15 protein-coding genes, 1 tRNA gene and 2 rRNA genes are annotated in these 14,974 nt (G+C 52.5%); 3 read left to right on the plus strand and 15 right to left on the minus strand.

The genetic code is table 11. The features are described from left to right. The 3 genes from rrf (B3B59_RS08270) to rrf (B3B59_RS08280) form a co-directional block, all read left to right on the plus strand. Positions 1-105 (plus strand): 5S ribosomal RNA (rrf, locus tag B3B59_RS08270); the annotation flags it as partial. Positions 106-119: 14 nt separating this feature from the next. Beyond that, positions 120-195: transfer RNA gene (locus tag B3B59_RS08275), tRNA-Thr, on the plus strand. A 39-nt stretch (positions 196-234) separates the two neighbouring features. Then, positions 235-350: ribosomal RNA gene (gene rrf, locus B3B59_RS08280) — 5S ribosomal RNA — on the plus strand. 116 nt (positions 351-466) lie between these two features. Here the strand turns inward: rrf (B3B59_RS08280) and B3B59_RS08285 are convergent. From B3B59_RS08285 to aroQ, 15 genes are all read right to left on the minus strand, one after another. Continuing rightward, the gene (locus tag B3B59_RS08285) at positions 467-1,225 is read right to left on the minus strand and encodes an amino acid ABC transporter ATP-binding protein (RefSeq protein ID WP_040073810.1); all 759 of its coding nucleotides are present in this window, start codon (positions 1,223-1,225) and stop codon (positions 467-469) included. Between the two features lie 7 nt (positions 1,226-1,232). Next, positions 1,233-2,336: an amino acid ABC transporter permease gene (locus B3B59_RS08290; protein ID WP_286808832.1), complete on the minus strand. Its 1,104-nt coding sequence runs from the start codon at positions 2,334-2,336 to the stop codon at positions 1,233-1,235. Positions 2,337-2,345: 9 nt separating this feature from the next. After that, positions 2,346-3,527: an amino acid ABC transporter permease gene (locus tag B3B59_RS08295; protein ID WP_286808686.1), complete on the minus strand. Its 1,182-nt coding sequence runs from the start codon at positions 3,525-3,527 to the stop codon at positions 2,346-2,348. 66 nt (positions 3,528-3,593) lie between these two features. Further along, positions 3,594-4,619, minus strand: coding sequence for an amino acid ABC transporter substrate-binding protein (locus B3B59_RS08300; protein WP_286808688.1), 1,026 nt, complete (start codon positions 4,617-4,619; stop codon positions 3,594-3,596). Between the two features lie 446 nt (positions 4,620-5,065). Beyond that, positions 5,066-5,287: a lipoprotein gene (locus B3B59_RS08305; protein ID WP_040073814.1), complete on the minus strand. Its 222-nt coding sequence runs from the start codon at positions 5,285-5,287 to the stop codon at positions 5,066-5,068. A 394-nt stretch (positions 5,288-5,681) separates the two neighbouring features. Continuing rightward, on the minus strand, positions 5,682-7,757 hold the full coding sequence (locus B3B59_RS08310) for a putative bifunctional diguanylate cyclase/phosphodiesterase (RefSeq protein ID WP_286808689.1): 2,076 nt from the start codon (positions 7,755-7,757) through the stop codon (positions 5,682-5,684). 155 nt (positions 7,758-7,912) lie between these two features. Continuing rightward, the gene (locus tag B3B59_RS08315) at positions 7,913-8,077 is read right to left on the minus strand and encodes a DUF2556 family protein (protein WP_040073816.1); all 165 of its coding nucleotides are present in this window, start codon (positions 8,075-8,077) and stop codon (positions 7,913-7,915) included. 199 nt (positions 8,078-8,276) lie between these two features. Then, positions 8,277-8,573 carry a DNA-binding transcriptional regulator Fis gene (fis, locus tag B3B59_RS08320; protein ID WP_000462905.1) on the minus strand — a complete coding sequence of 99 codons (297 nt, stop codon included), beginning with the start codon at positions 8,571-8,573 and terminating at the stop codon, positions 8,277-8,279. 23 nt (positions 8,574-8,596) lie between these two features. Further along, a complete protein-coding gene (gene dusB, locus B3B59_RS08325) occupies positions 8,597-9,562 on the minus strand; it encodes a tRNA dihydrouridine synthase DusB (RefSeq protein ID WP_286808690.1) in 966 nt (321 codons plus the stop codon). Positions 9,563-9,938: 376 nt separating this feature from the next. Continuing rightward, complete coding sequence (prmA, locus tag B3B59_RS08330; protein ID WP_207292491.1) at positions 9,939-10,820, minus strand: 50S ribosomal protein L11 methyltransferase; 882 nt, start codon at positions 10,818-10,820, stop codon at positions 9,939-9,941. A gap of 11 nt (positions 10,821-10,831) precedes the next feature. Continuing rightward, positions 10,832-12,283, minus strand: coding sequence for a sodium/pantothenate symporter (panF, locus tag B3B59_RS08335; protein WP_046885748.1), 1,452 nt, complete (start codon positions 12,281-12,283; stop codon positions 10,832-10,834). After that, positions 12,273-12,515, minus strand: coding sequence for a YhdT family protein (locus B3B59_RS08340; protein ID WP_006178860.1), 243 nt, complete (start codon positions 12,513-12,515; stop codon positions 12,273-12,275). Before B3B59_RS08340 ends, panF begins: the two co-directional genes overlap by 11 nt. 109 nt (positions 12,516-12,624) lie before the next feature. Further along, positions 12,625-13,974 carry an acetyl-CoA carboxylase biotin carboxylase subunit gene (accC, locus tag B3B59_RS08345; RefSeq protein ID WP_006178859.1) on the minus strand — a complete coding sequence of 450 codons (1,350 nt, stop codon included), beginning with the start codon at positions 13,972-13,974 and terminating at the stop codon, positions 12,625-12,627. Positions 13,975-13,984: 10 nt separating this feature from the next. Then, a complete protein-coding gene (gene accB, locus B3B59_RS08350; protein ID WP_046885749.1) occupies positions 13,985-14,452 on the minus strand; it encodes an acetyl-CoA carboxylase biotin carboxyl carrier protein in 468 nt (155 codons plus the stop codon). 21 nt (positions 14,453-14,473) lie between these two features. After that, positions 14,474-14,926: a type II 3-dehydroquinate dehydratase gene (gene aroQ, locus B3B59_RS08355; RefSeq protein WP_006178857.1), complete on the minus strand. Its 453-nt coding sequence runs from the start codon at positions 14,924-14,926 to the stop codon at positions 14,474-14,476. Between the last annotated feature and the right edge of the window lie 48 nt (positions 14,927-14,974).

Raw genomic sequence — 14,974 nt, forward strand, 5'->3', positions numbered from 1 at the left:
TAGCGCGGTGGTCCCACCTGACCCCATGCCGAACTCAGAAGTGAAACGCCGTAGCGCCGATGGTAGTGTGGGGTCTCCCCATGCGAGAGTAGGGAACTGCCAGGCATCAAATTTAGCGTGCTGATATGGCTCAGTTGGTAGAGCGCACCCTTGGTAAGGGTGAGGTCCCCAGTTCGACTCTGGGTATCAGCACCACTTTATTCGGATAAAGTTCGGCACATTGTAAAGAATTTGTCTGGCGGCTTTAGCGCGGTGGTCCCACCTGACCCCATGCCGAACTCAGAAGTGAAACGCCGTAGCGCCGATGGTAGTGTGGGGTCTCCCCATGCGAGAGTAGGGAACTGCCAGACATCAAATAAAACAAAAGGCCCCGTCTAACGACGGGGCCTTTTGTTTATGCATTATTGAATTAGCATTAATAAGAAAGGCCATCCTGACGGATGGCCTTTTATATTGGTATAAAGTGTTAATGAATTACTTGCGACAAGAAGGCGCGGGTACGTTCTGATTTAGGATGCGCAAAGAACTCATCCGGTGGCGCCTGCTCAACAATTTCACCACGATCCATAAAAATCACTCGGTCTGCTACCGTTCTGGCAAAACCCATCTCATGTGTAACGCATAACATCGTCATGCCGGATTGCGCCAGGCCAATCATGGTGTCCAGCACCTCTTTAACCATCTCCGGGTCCAGAGCAGATGTGGGTTCATCAAAAAGCATGATTTTCGGTTTCATACAGAGTGAGCGCGCAATTGCCACGCGCTGCTGCTGCCCGCCGGAGATCTGGCCCGGGAATTTGTGGGCATGCTCGGCGATACGTACACGTTCCAGATAGTGCATCGCCAACGCCTCGGCCTCCTTTTTCGGCATTTTGCGTACCCAGATGGGGGCCAGCGTGCAGTTCTGCAGAACAGTCAAATGGGGGAAAAGGTTAAAGTGCTGAAACACCATGCCTACTTCCTGACGGACACGTTCGACATTGCGAATATCTTCATTCAGCTCAATTCCATCCACCACAATCCGGCCCTGTTGATGCTCCTCCAGGTGATTAATGCAGCGAATCGTTGTTGATTTACCAGAGCCGGATGGCCCGCAAAGTACAATACGTTCCCCCTGTTTAACCTTCAGGTTAATATCCTTTAGCACGTGAAACTGCCCATACCATTTGTTCACATTTTCCAGCGTAATCATCGCGTCAGCGGGTGACATAGTAATCGGGTTCATAATTTCCTCAGTGCGGTGTACGCCCGGTGTTAAAGCGCTTTTCCAGATGCTGGCTATAGCGCGACATGCTAAAACAGAAGATCCAATATATAAGTGCTGCGAAAACATAGCCTTCGGTCGACATCCCCAGCCATGCGGGGTCAACCGTAGCCTGCTGCACGCTGCTGAAAAGATCGAATAACCCGATGATGATCACCAGGCTCGTATCTTTAAAAAGCGCGATGATGGTGTTAACCAGTCCAGGTATTACCAGTTTGAGCGCCTGGGGCAGAATGACTAAGCCCTGTGTTTTCCAGTACCCCAGGGCAAGTGACTCCGCTGCTTCATACTGGCCTTTTGGTAGTGCCTGCAACCCACCGCGGACCACTTCGGCAACATAGGCTGACTGGAACAGAACGACCCCCACCAGGGCGCGGATCAATTTGTCGATGGTCGTTCCTTCTGCCATAAACAGCGGCAACATGACCGAAGACATAAACAAAACAGTAATGAGCGGTACACCACGCCAAAACTCGATGAAGATAACGGAGAGGATACGCACCACTGGCATGGTTGAACGACGGCCCAGCGCCAGTAAAATACCGAGCGGTAGCGCGCCGGCGATCCCGACAGAGGCGATGATCAATGTTAACGTCAGCCCGCCCCACTGACGTGTTTCCACGCGCTCCAGCCCCAGCCATCCGCCATACAGCAACCACCAGACTAAAATGGGATATACCACTGCCCAGCATGCGATGTACCGCCCCCGACGGGGGAGCTGTTTTATGAACATCGGCACAATGGAACACAGCCCAATGATTAAGGCGATGTTGATCCGCCAGCGCTGGTCGTGCGGATAGAGCCCGTACATAAACTGGCCGAAACGTTGATGAATAAAGACCCAACAGGCTCCCTCTTTAGTGCAATCTGCGCGAGTGGTGCCCAGCCAGTTAGCCTGTAAGAAAGCCCAGTTCAGCAAGGGGGGAATCAACGTCCACATTAGCCATAAACAGAAGAGAGTCAGCAGGCTGTTACTCCAGGAGGAGAACAGATTCTTTCGTGCCCAGGCGATAAAACGCCAGCTTCCGATGCTGGACGAACGCGGAGCGTGAGACAGTACGGCTTTAGTCATCATGGCTCCTTAGCGCTCAACCAGCGCGATGCGGCGGTTATAGAGGTTCATCAACAGTGAAATTGTCAGACTGATAATCAGATAGACAGACATGGTGATGGCGATAGTCTCGATAGCCTGGCCAGTCTGGTTCAACACGGTTCCGGCGAACAGTGACACCATATCGGGATAGCCGATAGCGGCAGCCAGCGAGGAGTTTTTAACAATGTTGAGATACTGGCTAGTCAGCGGGGGAATAATCACTCGCATCGCCTGGGGGATGATGACCTGGCGTAGCGTTACCGGGTTAGGTATGCCCAGAGATCGGGCGGCTTCGTGCTGACCATAAGGAACGGCCTGAATTCCGGCGCGAATAATCTCGGCAATAAAGGCAGAGGTATAAATGGATAATGCCAGCGTCAGCGCTGCCAGTTCAGGAATTAACACCATTCCACCGCGGAAATTGAACCCGCGTAGTGCTGGGACGTCCCAGTGTAAAGCTGGGCCAAATATCCAGTGCGTCAGAAGCGGCAGAACAATAAGCAGTCCCAGAGTGACAGGCCAGGTGCGTCGTAACTGACCGGTTTTTATCTGATACGCGCGGTTATAGCGAAACAACCCAATGGAAATGGCAGCCACAATAACCAGCGCGGCGATAAATGGCAGTAAACCTTCGGCCATCTGCGGTGAGGGGATATACAACCCGCGGTTGCTTAAGAAGGCGAGCTCGAACGCATTAACAGCCTGCCGGGGGCCGGGCAGATTACGTAGTACAGCAAAGTACCAGAAAAAGATCTGCAACAGAGGGGGAATATTACGGAACGTCTCAATATAGATCGTCGAGATTTTACGCAGGAGCCAGTTATCGGACAGACGCGCCAGGCCCAGAAAAAAACCCAGGATGGAAGCAAACACAATACAAAGCGCTGAGACCAGCAGCGTATTGAGCAGGCCTACAAGGAAAACGCGGCCGTAAGTGTCGCCCTCATCGTAATCAATTAAATGTTGGACAATACCGAACCCCGCACCACGGTCCAGAAATGCGAAGCCCGAAGTAATACCCCGATTGCTCAGGTTAGTAACGGTGTTATGAATCAGATAGATCGCGACGGCCAGTACAGCAAGAATGGCAAGGATTTGAAACAGCCATGCGCGAACTGCAGGATGAGAAAAAGAGAGCGCGCCTTTGACGGCTGAGCGGCGATGAAACATAGAAACCTCGGTAACCATGACTCTGGGCTGGGCACTGCCGCAGCAGTGCCCGTTACAGCAAAATGCTTAACGTACCGGCGGTGCGTATTGAATGCCGCCATTGTTCCAGAGGTTGTTCTGGCCACGCTTGATCTTCAGCGCGCTCTCCGATCCTACGTTGCGCTCGAAGATCTCCGAGTAGTTGCCCACCTTTTTAATGATGTTGTAGGCCCACTTGTTATCAAGCTTCAAATCTTTGCCGTAATCACCCTCTTTACCCAGCAGGTGAGCCATATCGGGAGTAGAAGGATTCGCGGCTTTTTCATCGACGTTTTTCGAGTTAATGCCCATCTCTTCTGCATTAAGCATGGCAAACAGCGTCCAGCGCACAATAGCGTTCCACTCGTCATCACCTCGACGTACGACCGGACCCAGCGGCTCTTTTGAGATCACCTCCGGCAGAACAATCCATTCAGTCGGGTTGCTCAGTTTAATACGCAGGGCATACAGCTGAGATTGGTCAGAGGCCAGGGTATCGCAACGGCCAGACTCCAGCGCTTTAGCAGATTCGTCGGAGCGGTCAAACGTGACGGGGGTATAGTTCATCTTATTAGACTTGAAGTAATCGGCCACGTTCAGCTCAGTATCTGTACCTGCCTGAATACAGACTGTGGCACCATCCAGCTCTTTCGCGCTTTTCAGCCCTGCTTTATTGTGAGTCAGAAAGCCGATACCGTCGTAATAGGTTACGCCAGTAAATGTCATACCCATTCCTGCATCACGGGAGGAGGTCCAGGTGGTATTACGTGAAAGCAGATCCACTTCGCCGGATTGCAATGCGGTAAAACGCTCTTTCGCCGTCAGCGGGGTATATTTCACTTTTGTATCATCGCCAAACACAGCCGCGGCGACCCCACGGCAAACATCCACATCAATACCCGAGAATTTACCGTTGGCATCGGCATAAGAGAAGCCTGGTAACCCGTCACTGATCCCGCACTGAACGAACCCTTTTTTCTTCACGGCATCCAGAGTTGCCCCCGCGTGAGCCTGGTTAGCGACTACGAGCATGACCGCAACGGCGGCCAGACTGGCTATCATCGTTTTTTTCATATTGCATCCTGTGTGGCGAGAATTATCGTTATAGTGAAGCGCTTATATACGCTTTAACCTGTCTGTGGCTATGGCCAACGTTTTCTAAGCAAACGCAATGCCAGTTTTTGCATTCAACGCAATTAACGAATACGCGATGCGTAATGCTGAGTGTAGACAGCAATAAATATTTCGAGCGCCCTGAAATGGTGCGAAATGACAACCTGCGCCACAATTTAGAGCAAAAGTTTGAATAAAACGTGATGAGGAAATAAAGTGATTTCTAAGGTGAATATTGGCAGGCGAGTTAATTTAAATAACTTGTGAATAGCATCACGCGGTTATTCTGATAAAAGATAAATAAGGCAAAAAAGATGTGAGCAAGAACTAAATATTAATTAACGCAAATGCGTAGCGGAAATTAGACGGGAAAAGCTAAAGCGCGGACAGCTGTCCGCGCTTCAGGATTATTTCGTCAGAGCAACGATACCCAGCGTCAGCCCGGCGAGAGCCGCGGCACCACCTGCGATCGCGCCAGCCGTTTCCCAGTTATCCTGAGTGGTTCCTTTCATGCAGGTGTTGGTGTGAACCAATCTGCCCTGGTCGTCATAGACCGGAACGCAGGGTGAATCATGTGCACAACCCGCGAGGAGTGCAGTAAGCAGGGCAACTGAAATGAATCTTTTCATGATCTTACCTCAAAATTAATTCTTACTTTACGATGCCATCAGCAGGTATTCCGCAAAGCAGGAGGCCATTTTAACATCGGTTTAATGGGGCCATACAGGATGATTAATCTCAAATTATTTGGATTGTAAACTTCGTGGAGAAAAAGGGACTGCGGGGGCTTAATAATGGAGAGATTAGGGAGACACAATATCTGCTCGGGGCGAGCCTGATTTATTAACTGGCTAATCTATTAATTAATCTAAACAATGTTCTGTGACATTAAAGAGGTCCGCGACATGCTCGCAAAGGTAAATTTTGACGTGCCAGCAATCTGTCGCAAAACACACTGTCACCAGGGCTGCGTTAAATACGGGTCGCATTAAGGCGCCTTAGCGTGGCGCCTGTCGTTTAATGCTACGTAGAGAGCAGGGCTTGGGGATCGTGGCATAGCGAGGCAATGGTCTGCGGCGAGACAGGCCGTCCAAGCAGATAACCCTGCAATGTATTGCACCCCAGTTCGGTTAAGAACTCTTGCTGCTGCGGAGTCTCTACGCCTTCTGCCACCACCTTCAGATTAAGCGTTTTGGCCAACGCAACGATGGCCGAAACGATAGTTGCATCGTTACTCTCACCGCTGAGCTCTTTTACAAAGGCGCGGTCGATTTTGAGTTCACAGGCGGGCAACCGTTTTAAATAAAGCAGGCTGGAGTAGCCGGTGCCAAAATCGTCAATCGAGGCTTTTACCCCCGCCTGCGTCAGCTCGGTGAGTACCCTTACGCTCTCCTCCGGATTATTCATCGCCGTGGTTTCTGTCACTTCCAGAATCAGGGTATGCGGTGGAATATGATGGCGCGCAAGGCTGTTCATCACCGTCTCTACCAGTTGCGGTTGTTCAAATTGCAGCGTAGAAAGATTAACGGCCACCGACCACGTCTCGTGGCCTTGCAAATGCCACTCACGGAGCTGGCGGCAGGCCTCATCGATAACCCAGTTACCGATAGGAATGATAAGCCCGCTCTTTTCGGCGAGCGGCAGGAACAGGTCAGGTGAGAGCAGCCCGTCTACAGGATGATGCCAGCGCAGCAGGGCTTCAAAGCCGACCACGGGCCCCACTGGAGCCTTGAACTTTGGCTGATATACCAGTTTTAGCTCGTCACGTTCCAGCGCCATCCAGAGATCGTTCATCAGCTGGAGCTGTTTTTGCGCCAGGGTATTCATCGATGGCTGGAAGAAATGATAGCCGTTACGACCCATATGCTTGGTGTGATACATCGCGGCATCGGCATTGAACATCAATTCACGGGGGTTTTTACCATCGTGAGGGTAAAGGGCAATCCCGATACTGAGGGTCACATTCAGCTCATGAAGATCCAGGCTAAAGGGTTTATCGATAACATGAACCAGCGAGCTGGCCAGCGTCGCGGCATCGTCCGGGGCTTCGATCTCCGCGAGCAGGACAAACTCATCGCCACCAATACGCGCCAGAGTATATTGCCCTTTCAGCGGTTGCTTCATCCGCTCAGTGGCCGCGATCAGCAGTTTATCCCCGGCATCATGTCCCCAGGCATCGTTGACGGCTTTAAAGCCATCCAGATCCATAAACAGCAGGGCAAATGTCCGCCCTTCGCGATCGGCTTTGCTGATTGCCTGATCGAGACGGTCTTCAAGTAATACGCGATTAGGTAAACGGGTCAGGGTATCGTGTAACGCCAACTGGGCCAGCTCACGGTTAGCCTCCGCCAGCGATGACGCCAACAGAGCGGTGCGAGCCTGTAATCTGGCATCGAACATCGATACCAGCAGAGTAATACCGAGAATAGAAAGCGCCACAACGCTCACCAGCACGGCCAGCCAGCTGCCGTTCACCCCCTGGTGCTGCATATGCATCTGAACAGGGAACTGCGCGGCCATCATGCCAGTAAAGTGCATGCCGGCGATGGCGAGTCCCATCAGGATCGCCGCGCCAGCGCGCATGAGTGCAACCTGTGCGGCATCATGACGTAAACGGAAAGTGAGCCACAACGCCGCCAGCGAAGCGAGCATTGCAATCGCGACCGAGAGCACCACCCAGCGTATATTCCAGACGATTGCCGGTTCGACCTGAAGCGCCGCCATACCGGTATAGTGCATCGCTACAATGCCGGTACCCAGAATGAGCGCCCCCAGGAACAGTCGACGTAAGCGCAGTTGCTGCTGGCTGACGAACCAAAGGGCAAAGATCGATGCGCCGATAGCAATCAGCATTGAAACCAGCGTCACGAGCAGGTCATAGTTCATGCGCATCGAGACATCCATCGCCAGCATGCCGATAAAGTGCATGGCCCAGATCCCAATGCCCATAGCAACGCCGCCACCGGTCAGCCAGACGCGGGCTGCGGTTCCGGTACTGCCAGCCACCCGGCCGGCCATGTTCAGCGCAGTGTAAGATGCGAGGATGGCAACAACAAAAGAGATAACCACAAGGACTTGGTCGTAATGACTAACCAGCATGATCACTTCTACTCATACATAGTGAGGTATTCGGTTATACCGGGTAAGAAGGGGGGAGACATTATCATCCAATGGATACGCCTGAAAGGGTTTTAAGTCCGTACTTTTTTAGCGGGAATGTCGTGAGTTCGTCTCTTTTCACTGCATTTGGATGATTATTCCAAATCTGAACAGTTAATCAATTTAAGTGGATTAACGGAATCCATATTGCGGCACTTGTCAGTTTCCGTAGACATCATCTCGATCCACTGCATTAAAAGTGCATCAAAAAGAAAAATGGTGATTGCGAAGACAACGAGCCACCCATACTTACGGATCATGCGGATTTTTCCGGGAATAATTGACAAGAGTGCAGGAAATATACACGAAAAATAGCGGCTGAGAAGAGGGGAAGTCAGGCTTTACGTTTCTGCAGAGAAGAGGGGGATTGTCCGTCATATTTTGCCTGCGCGAGGCATAAAAAAGGCGCTTCCCCATGCCGAGTAGCGCCTTTTTAAACAAGCATTTAGCTAATCGAAATTAGTTCATGCCGTATTTTTTCAGTTTCTTACGCAGAGTACCACGGTTGATACCCATCATCAGCGCAGCGCGGGTTTGGTTACCGCGGGTGTATTGCATCACCATGTCCAACAGTGGCTGTTCAACTTCAGCCAGTACCAGCTCATACAGGTCATTAACATCCTGACCGTTCAGTTGAGCAAAATAGTTCTTCAGTGCCTGTTTAACCGAGTCACGCAGGGGCTTTTGGGTTACCTGGTCCTGAGAGTTAACGGTAGAAACGGTCAGTACGTCAGAATTTACGCGTTGTTCGAACATAGTTCTGTCAGCTCTTTATTTCATTACGCAAGATTTTCGAAGTATGCCTCCAACGCCTCCAGCTGTTCGCTGGCATCCTCTATGGCGTTGAATGTGCGCCGAAACTGGTCATCTGGAGCGTGCTCCTGGAGATACCAGGAGACGTGTTTACGCGCAATTCGGTACCCTTTTGCCTGACCATAATGGTCGTGCAGTTCCCGAATATGCGAACAAAGCAAGCGCTTAACCTCTGCCAGAGGCAGCGGGGCAAGCAGCTCCCCAGTGTCCAGATAATGCTGGATTTCCCGAAAGATCCAGGGTCTTCCCTGAGCGGCACGTCCTATCATCAGAGCATCAGCTCCCGTATAGTCGAGCACAGCTCTGGCTTTAAGCGGGTCAGTAATGTCGCCATTCGCGATAATCGGAATGGAAACCTTCTGCTTGACTGCCCGAATACTGCTGTATTCAGCTTCACCATTGAACAAACAGGCGCGTGTGCGTCCATGAATTGTCAGGGCCTGAATGCCACAGTCTTCGGCCAGTTGGGCAATCTCTACACAGTTACGGTGTTCCGGCGACCAACCCGTGCGAATCTTCAACGTAACAGGAACGTCCACCGCGCTGACAACCGCCGTCAGGATGGACTTCACCTGGTCGGGGTATTGCAGAAGGGCTGAACCTGCAAGCTTGCGATTCACTTTCTTGGCCGGGCAACCCATATTGATATCAATAATCTGGGCGCCACTTTCCACGTTGATACGCGCGGCATCTGCCATCTCTTCAGGAACGCTTCCGGCAATTTGCACGGTGCGGATACCTGGTTCATCAATGTGCACCATCCGAAGACGAGACTTATCGCTTTCCCAAACCTGCGGGTTAGACGACATCATCTCGGATACGGTTAAACCGGCTCCCATCTCGTAACACAGCGTCCTGAACGGCCGGTCGGTAATACCTGCCATAGGGGCTGCAATCAGGCGATTTCTGAGCTGGTGGTTTCCGATGCGCATGAGTTAAGAAATGACCATACTGTGACTGCAAGGCGGCGTATATTACGCATTTTTTGCACGAGATGAAAGGCCAAACTTTGAACAATCACCTGTTGCAGATCATGGAATCCGGAGCGAAGCATAACGAAGAGAATTATATGCGATATAAATCATTAGCTTAACAGAATAAGGTGATTTTATAGCCGCTTACAATTTCCCAAAACTTCTCGTTTTTTCTTAATCAATGAAACCGAAAACCGAATAATCTGCTGTTTTTAGCAGCAGATTTTTCCAGTTCTTTGCGATCTGAGTCGCATTTTAGAACATGATCGCAGTCGGGGAGTTGCCTGTTTTTTGACCGACCTAACAGTTTGAAAAACAGGCGCTCGCATCGTTTTTACTTTTTGCGACCCGTGATACGACACCACTCTTCTTTCTCGACCACAGGATCAAGCGCGAACAGCTCGGTGTAGGCTTCGCAAACACTCTCCGCCTGGCTGGCAAGGATACCTGAAAGTCCCAGCAGACCGCCCTCAACCGGCAGCACGCTGATTAACGGAGCCAGCTCGCGTAACGGGCCCGCCAGGATGTTAGCCACCACGACATCGGCTTTCATGGAAGCTGGCTGGTCTTGCGGCAGATAGAGCTCAAGGCGATCGGAGACGCCGTTACGTTCAGCGTTATCGCGGCTGGCCTGGATAGCCTGGGGATCGATGTCGATCCCGATCGCTTTGGCTGCACCCAGCTTCAGCGCTGCAATCGCGAGGATCCCCGAGCCGCAGCCAAAGTCGATCACGGTCTTGCCTTCCAGATCCAGCCCGTCCAGCCACTGCAGGCACAGCGACGTGGTAGGGTGCGTGCCTGTACCAAATGCCAGACCCGGATCGAGCATCACGTTTACCGCGTTTTCATCGGGAACGTCGCGCCAGCTCGGGCAGATCCACAGGCGTTTACCGAACTGCATTGGATGGAAGTTATCCATCCACTCGCGTTCCCAGTCTTTGTCTTCGATCTGCTCGATCTTATGCACAAAACCAGCACCCAGAAGCGGGTGGTTTTCCAGAATCGCGACAACCTCGTTCATGTCGGTTTCGGCATCGAACAGGCCGATAACGTCGGTGTCGCCCCACAGGCGGGTTTCACCCGGAAGCGGCTCGAAAACCGGCGTATCATGCGTGTCCTGGAAGGTGATGGAAACCGAGCCGGCCTCCATCAGCGCATCGCTCAGCTCTTCGGCATTCGCGCCCGTTGTATTCAGTTTCAGTTGGATCCACGGCATGGCAAAACTCTTTATTTATCAGTAGAAATCATAGCGGGCTGTGGGACGGGTTGACCAAAACGGTTCCCCACCACAAACGCCAGTAAGCTTAACAGTAACGAAGGCACAATCGGATGGAAGCCCAGGTACTGAATATTAAACGTCGCAAGAACGGCGTACAGCACGCCGCCGACAATCATAGCGCTCAGTGCGCCTGCGGCATTGGCTCGCTCCCAGTAAAGCCCCAGCACCAGCGGCCACAGGAAGACCGCCTCAAGCCCGCCGAACGCGAGCAGGTTGAGCCAGATGATCATCTCCGGCGGACGCCAGGCGGCCAGCAGCAGCAATGCCCCTAACAGCAGCGTAATCACGGCTGACATCCGCTTCAGGCGTCGCTCGTTTTCGACCTGCTCCGGGCGCAGGTTCAGATAGAGGTCTTTAATGATCGTAGCGGAACTTTGCAGGAGCTGAGCATTGATCGTCGACATAATGGCGGCCATAGGCGCGGCGAGGAATATCCCGGCGGCAAAAGGTGGAAGCACTTTGACCATCAGCGTTGGGATCACCAAGTCAGGGACCGTCAGGTCCGGGATCACTGCGCGGCCTAACGCGCCTGCCAGGTGCATACCAAACATCAGGATCGCCACAACGATAGTGCCGATGATGATGCCTCTGTGCACCGCTTTGCTGTCTTTATAAGAGATGCATCGCACCGCGGTATGCGGCAGGCCAATCACCCCAAAGCACACCAGCACCCAGAACGAGGTCATAAACGTCGGGGAGAGGATATCGTCCGCGCCCTGCGGCGAGACCAGTTTCGGGTCGATCGCTTCCAGGGTTTCCACGGCATGGCTCAGTCCGCCTGCCGCATGAACAATGCCCACCAGCAGAACGATAGTGCCAATAAGCATCACCATCCCCTGCATCGTATCGTTCAGCACGCTGGCACGGAACCCGCCAAAGGCGGTGTACAGCGCAATACTCACCCCGAAGATGATAAGGCCCGTCTCATAGGGGATCCCCGCTGCCGTCTCCAGCAAACGCGCGCCGCCAATAAACTGTACCGTCATCGCACCAATAAAGGCGACCAGCAGGCTCAGGCTTGCGAGCCACACCAGCAGGCGGCTCTGATAGCGCGCAAACAGCATATCGTTGAGCGTCACGGCGTTATAGCGGCGAGCCAGAATGGCAAATTTTTTGCCAAGAATACCCAAAGAGAGCCAGACGGCAGGCAACTGGATCATTGCCAGCAGCACCCAGCCTAACCCGTATTTATAGGCGGCACCGGGACCACCGATAAACGAGCTGGCGCTGATATAGGTGGCGGTAAGCGTCATGGCCAGCACAACGCCGCCCATCGAGCGGCTACCGAGAAAATACTCATTCAGGAAGGTGCCGGTGGTCCTTTTACGCATCGCATAAACGGACAAACCAAACACCACTAACAGGTAAGCGATAAGCGGCAGAATGACTTCAGGCTGCATCATCGTCCTCCAGCGGAATATCGCGATAAATGAATTTCACCATTGCCCAGCACAGCAGGATAAAGACCAGCGGCACCAGCAGACACGCCATCTCAAACCAGTGAGGCAGGCCGGTAATGCCAATGGCTGAATCAGGTAGGTAAGCAGTTACTAACCAAGCGGCGAGATAGAGAAGGGTTAGCCACAATGCCCAACGGGCTTCTTTATGGGCCTGAACAAAGCGCTTGTCCATTTTTTGTCCCTTGTGGATGAAGAAAGCGGGGATTGTACATGATGGGGCATGGCTCCCCCCAGAAATAAAAAAAGGCCGGATTAACCGGCCTTTTCGCGTTGCTGCAAACTTACTTCTCGTTCAGACCGAGTTTCTTCTCCAGATAGTGGATGTTAGTCCCACCATTCTGGAAGTGCTCGTCGCTCATGATGCGCATCTGCAGATCAACGTTGGTTTTGATACCATCGATAATCAGCTCCTGCAGGGCGTTCTTCATGCGGGCAATCGCCACGTCACGGTTCTCGCCGTAGCAGATGAGTTTACCGATCATTGAGTCATAGTACGGCGGTACGGTGTAACCGGCGTAAATATGAGACTCCCAGCGCACACCAAAGCCACCCGGCGCGTGGAAACGCGTGATTTTACCCGGGCTTGGCAGGAAGGTGTTCGGGTCTTCGGCGTTGATACGGCATTCTACCGCATGGCCTTTGACCACAACTTCGTCCTGTTTGATGGACAGAGGCTGGCCGGCAGCGATACGCAGCTGCTCTTTGATCAGGTCAACGCCGGTGATCATTTCGGTAACCGGGTGTTCAACCTGAATACGGGTGTTCATCTCAATGAAGTAGAACTCGCCGTTTTCGAACAGGAACTCGAAAGTACCCGCGCCGCGATAGCCGATATCCACACAGGCCTTGGAGCAACGCTCGCCGATGTAGCGACGCAGTTCCGGGGTAATGCCCGGCGCTGGTGCTTCTTCGACCACTTTCTGGTGACGACGCTGCATGGAGCAGTCGCGTTCTGCCAGATAGATGGCGTTACCCTGACCGTCAGCCAACACCTGAATTTCGATGTGGCGTGGGTTTTCCAGGTACTTTTCCATGTAAACCATGTCATTGCTGAAAGCCGCTTTCGCTTCCGCTTTTGTCATGGCAATGGACTGGGCCAGCTCTGCATCGCTGCGCACAACGCGCATACCACGACCGCCGCCGCCGCCGGACGCCTTGATGATTACCGGGTAGCCAATGCGTTTTGCATGGGCACGGTTAACATCCATATCGTCGCCCAGAGGGCCGTCGGAGCCTGGTACAGTTGGAACACCGGCTTTCTTCATTGCGGTGATCGCAGACACTTTGTCGCCCATCAGACGAATGGTGTCGGCTTTCGGGCCGATGAAGATAAAGCCAGAGCGTTCAACCTGCTCGGCAAAGTTGGCGTTCTCAGAGAGGAAGCCGTAACCCGGATGAATTGCCACCGCGCCGGTGATTTCAGCGGCGCTGATGATAGCCGGGATGTTCAGATAGCTTTTTACGGACGGAGCCGGGCCAATACAGACCGTCTCATCCGCCAGCAATACGTGTTTTAAATCGCGATCCGCGCTTGAGTGCACGGCCACGGTCTTGATGCCCAGTTCTTTACAGGCACGAAGAATACGCAGTGCAATCTCGCCACGGTTGGCGATAACAATTTTATCCAGCATGTTCGCCTCGTTACTCGATGACGACCAGCGGCTCGTCAAATTCTACCGGCTGACCACTTTCGACCAGAATCGCTTTCACAGTACCTGACTTGTCTGCTTCGATCTGGTTCATCATTTTCATGGCTTCGACGATGCACAGGGTATCGCCAGCATTGACTTTCTGACCCACTTCGATGAACGCTTTCGCGTCCGGGCTCGGGGTGCGGTAGAAAGTACCAACCATTGGGGAACGTACGATGTGACCACTGATTTCTGCGGCTGCGGCAGGTGCAGCTTCTGCTGCTGGCGCAACGGCTGAGGCAAGCGCAGGCTGCTGCTGCATCATTGGTGCTGCATAAGCTTGCTGCATTACCGGGAAGCTAGCGGCTGGGGCTGCACGGCTGATGCGTACAGACTCTTCGCCTTCAGAAATTTCCAGTTCGGAGATGCCTGATTCTTCAACCAGCTCGATCAGTTTTTTAATCTTACGAATATCCATGAGTGGGTTCCGTACTCTTGTTTAGTGTGATTGTGACAGGCGTTTTACCGCTGTCTGTAAAGCGTATGAATAACCGTCTGCACCCAGTCCACAGATAACGCCTGCGGCGATATCCGACAGGTAGGAATGGTGGCGGAACGGTTCTCGGGCATGCACGTTACTCAGATGGATCTCGATAAACGGGATACTCACCGCAAGCAGTGCGTCGCGGATAGCAACACTGGTGTGCGTAAACGCGGCCGGATTGATCAGGATATAGTCCACATTGTCTTTAGCCTGATGAATACGGTCGATGATTGCGTACTCCGCATTTGACTGAAAATGGTCCAAATCCACATCTAATGACGCTGCTTCCGTACCCAGACGGTTAACAATTTCACTCAATGTTAGCGTGCCATACTTCTCTGGCTCACGGGTTCCGAGCATGTTCAGGTTCGGTCCGTTAAGAACTAAGATTTGAAATTTACCAGCCATTATGCCGCTATCTCCTGCGAATCTCGGGTAAAAAACAAAATATACCTT

This window comes from Leclercia sp. UBA2479, assembly GCF_002341985.1.
Lineage (GTDB): Bacteria > Pseudomonadota > Gammaproteobacteria > Enterobacterales > Enterobacteriaceae > Enterobacter > Enterobacter pneumoniae.

Coding starts and splice junctions, on each gene's coding strand:
- accB (WP_046885749.1), bottom strand. CDS start 14,452: ATGGATATTCGTAAGATTAAAAAACTGATCGAGCTGGTTGAAGAATCA.
- fis (WP_000462905.1), bottom strand. CDS start 8,573: ATGTTCGAACAACGCGTAAATTCTGACGTACTGACCGTTTCTACCGTT.
- B3B59_RS08295 (WP_286808686.1), bottom strand. CDS start 3,527: ATGTTTCATCGCCGCTCAGCCGTCAAAGGCGCGCTCTCTTTTTCTCAT.
- B3B59_RS08300 (WP_286808688.1), bottom strand. CDS start 4,619: ATGAAAAAAACGATGATAGCCAGTCTGGCCGCCGTTGCGGTCATGCTC.
- B3B59_RS08290 (WP_286808832.1), bottom strand. CDS start 2,336: ATGACTAAAGCCGTACTGTCTCACGCTCCGCGTTCGTCCAGCATCGGA.
- dusB (WP_286808690.1), bottom strand. CDS start 9,562: ATGCGCATCGGAAACCACCAGCTCAGAAATCGCCTGATTGCAGCCCCT.
- accC (WP_006178859.1), bottom strand. CDS start 13,974: ATGCTGGATAAAATTGTTATCGCCAACCGTGGCGAGATTGCACTGCGT.
- B3B59_RS08315 (WP_040073816.1), bottom strand. CDS start 8,077: ATGATCCGTAAGTATGGGTGGCTCGTTGTCTTCGCAATCACCATTTTT.
- panF (WP_046885748.1), bottom strand. CDS start 12,283: ATGCAGCCTGAAGTCATTCTGCCGCTTATCGCTTACCTGTTAGTGGTG.
- B3B59_RS08285 (WP_040073810.1), bottom strand. CDS start 1,225: ATGAACCCGATTACTATGTCACCCGCTGACGCGATGATTACGCTGGAA.
- B3B59_RS08340 (WP_006178860.1), bottom strand. CDS start 12,515: ATGGACAAGCGCTTTGTTCAGGCCCATAAAGAAGCCCGTTGGGCATTG.
- B3B59_RS08310 (WP_286808689.1), bottom strand. CDS start 7,757: ATGCTGGTTAGTCATTACGACCAAGTCCTTGTGGTTATCTCTTTTGTT.
- aroQ (WP_006178857.1), bottom strand. CDS start 14,926: ATGGCTGGTAAATTTCAAATCTTAGTTCTTAACGGACCGAACCTGAAC.
- B3B59_RS08305 (WP_040073814.1), bottom strand. CDS start 5,287: ATGAAAAGATTCATTTCAGTTGCCCTGCTTACTGCACTCCTCGCGGGT.
- prmA (WP_207292491.1), bottom strand. CDS start 10,820: ATGCCGTGGATCCAACTGAAACTGAATACAACGGGCGCGAATGCCGAA.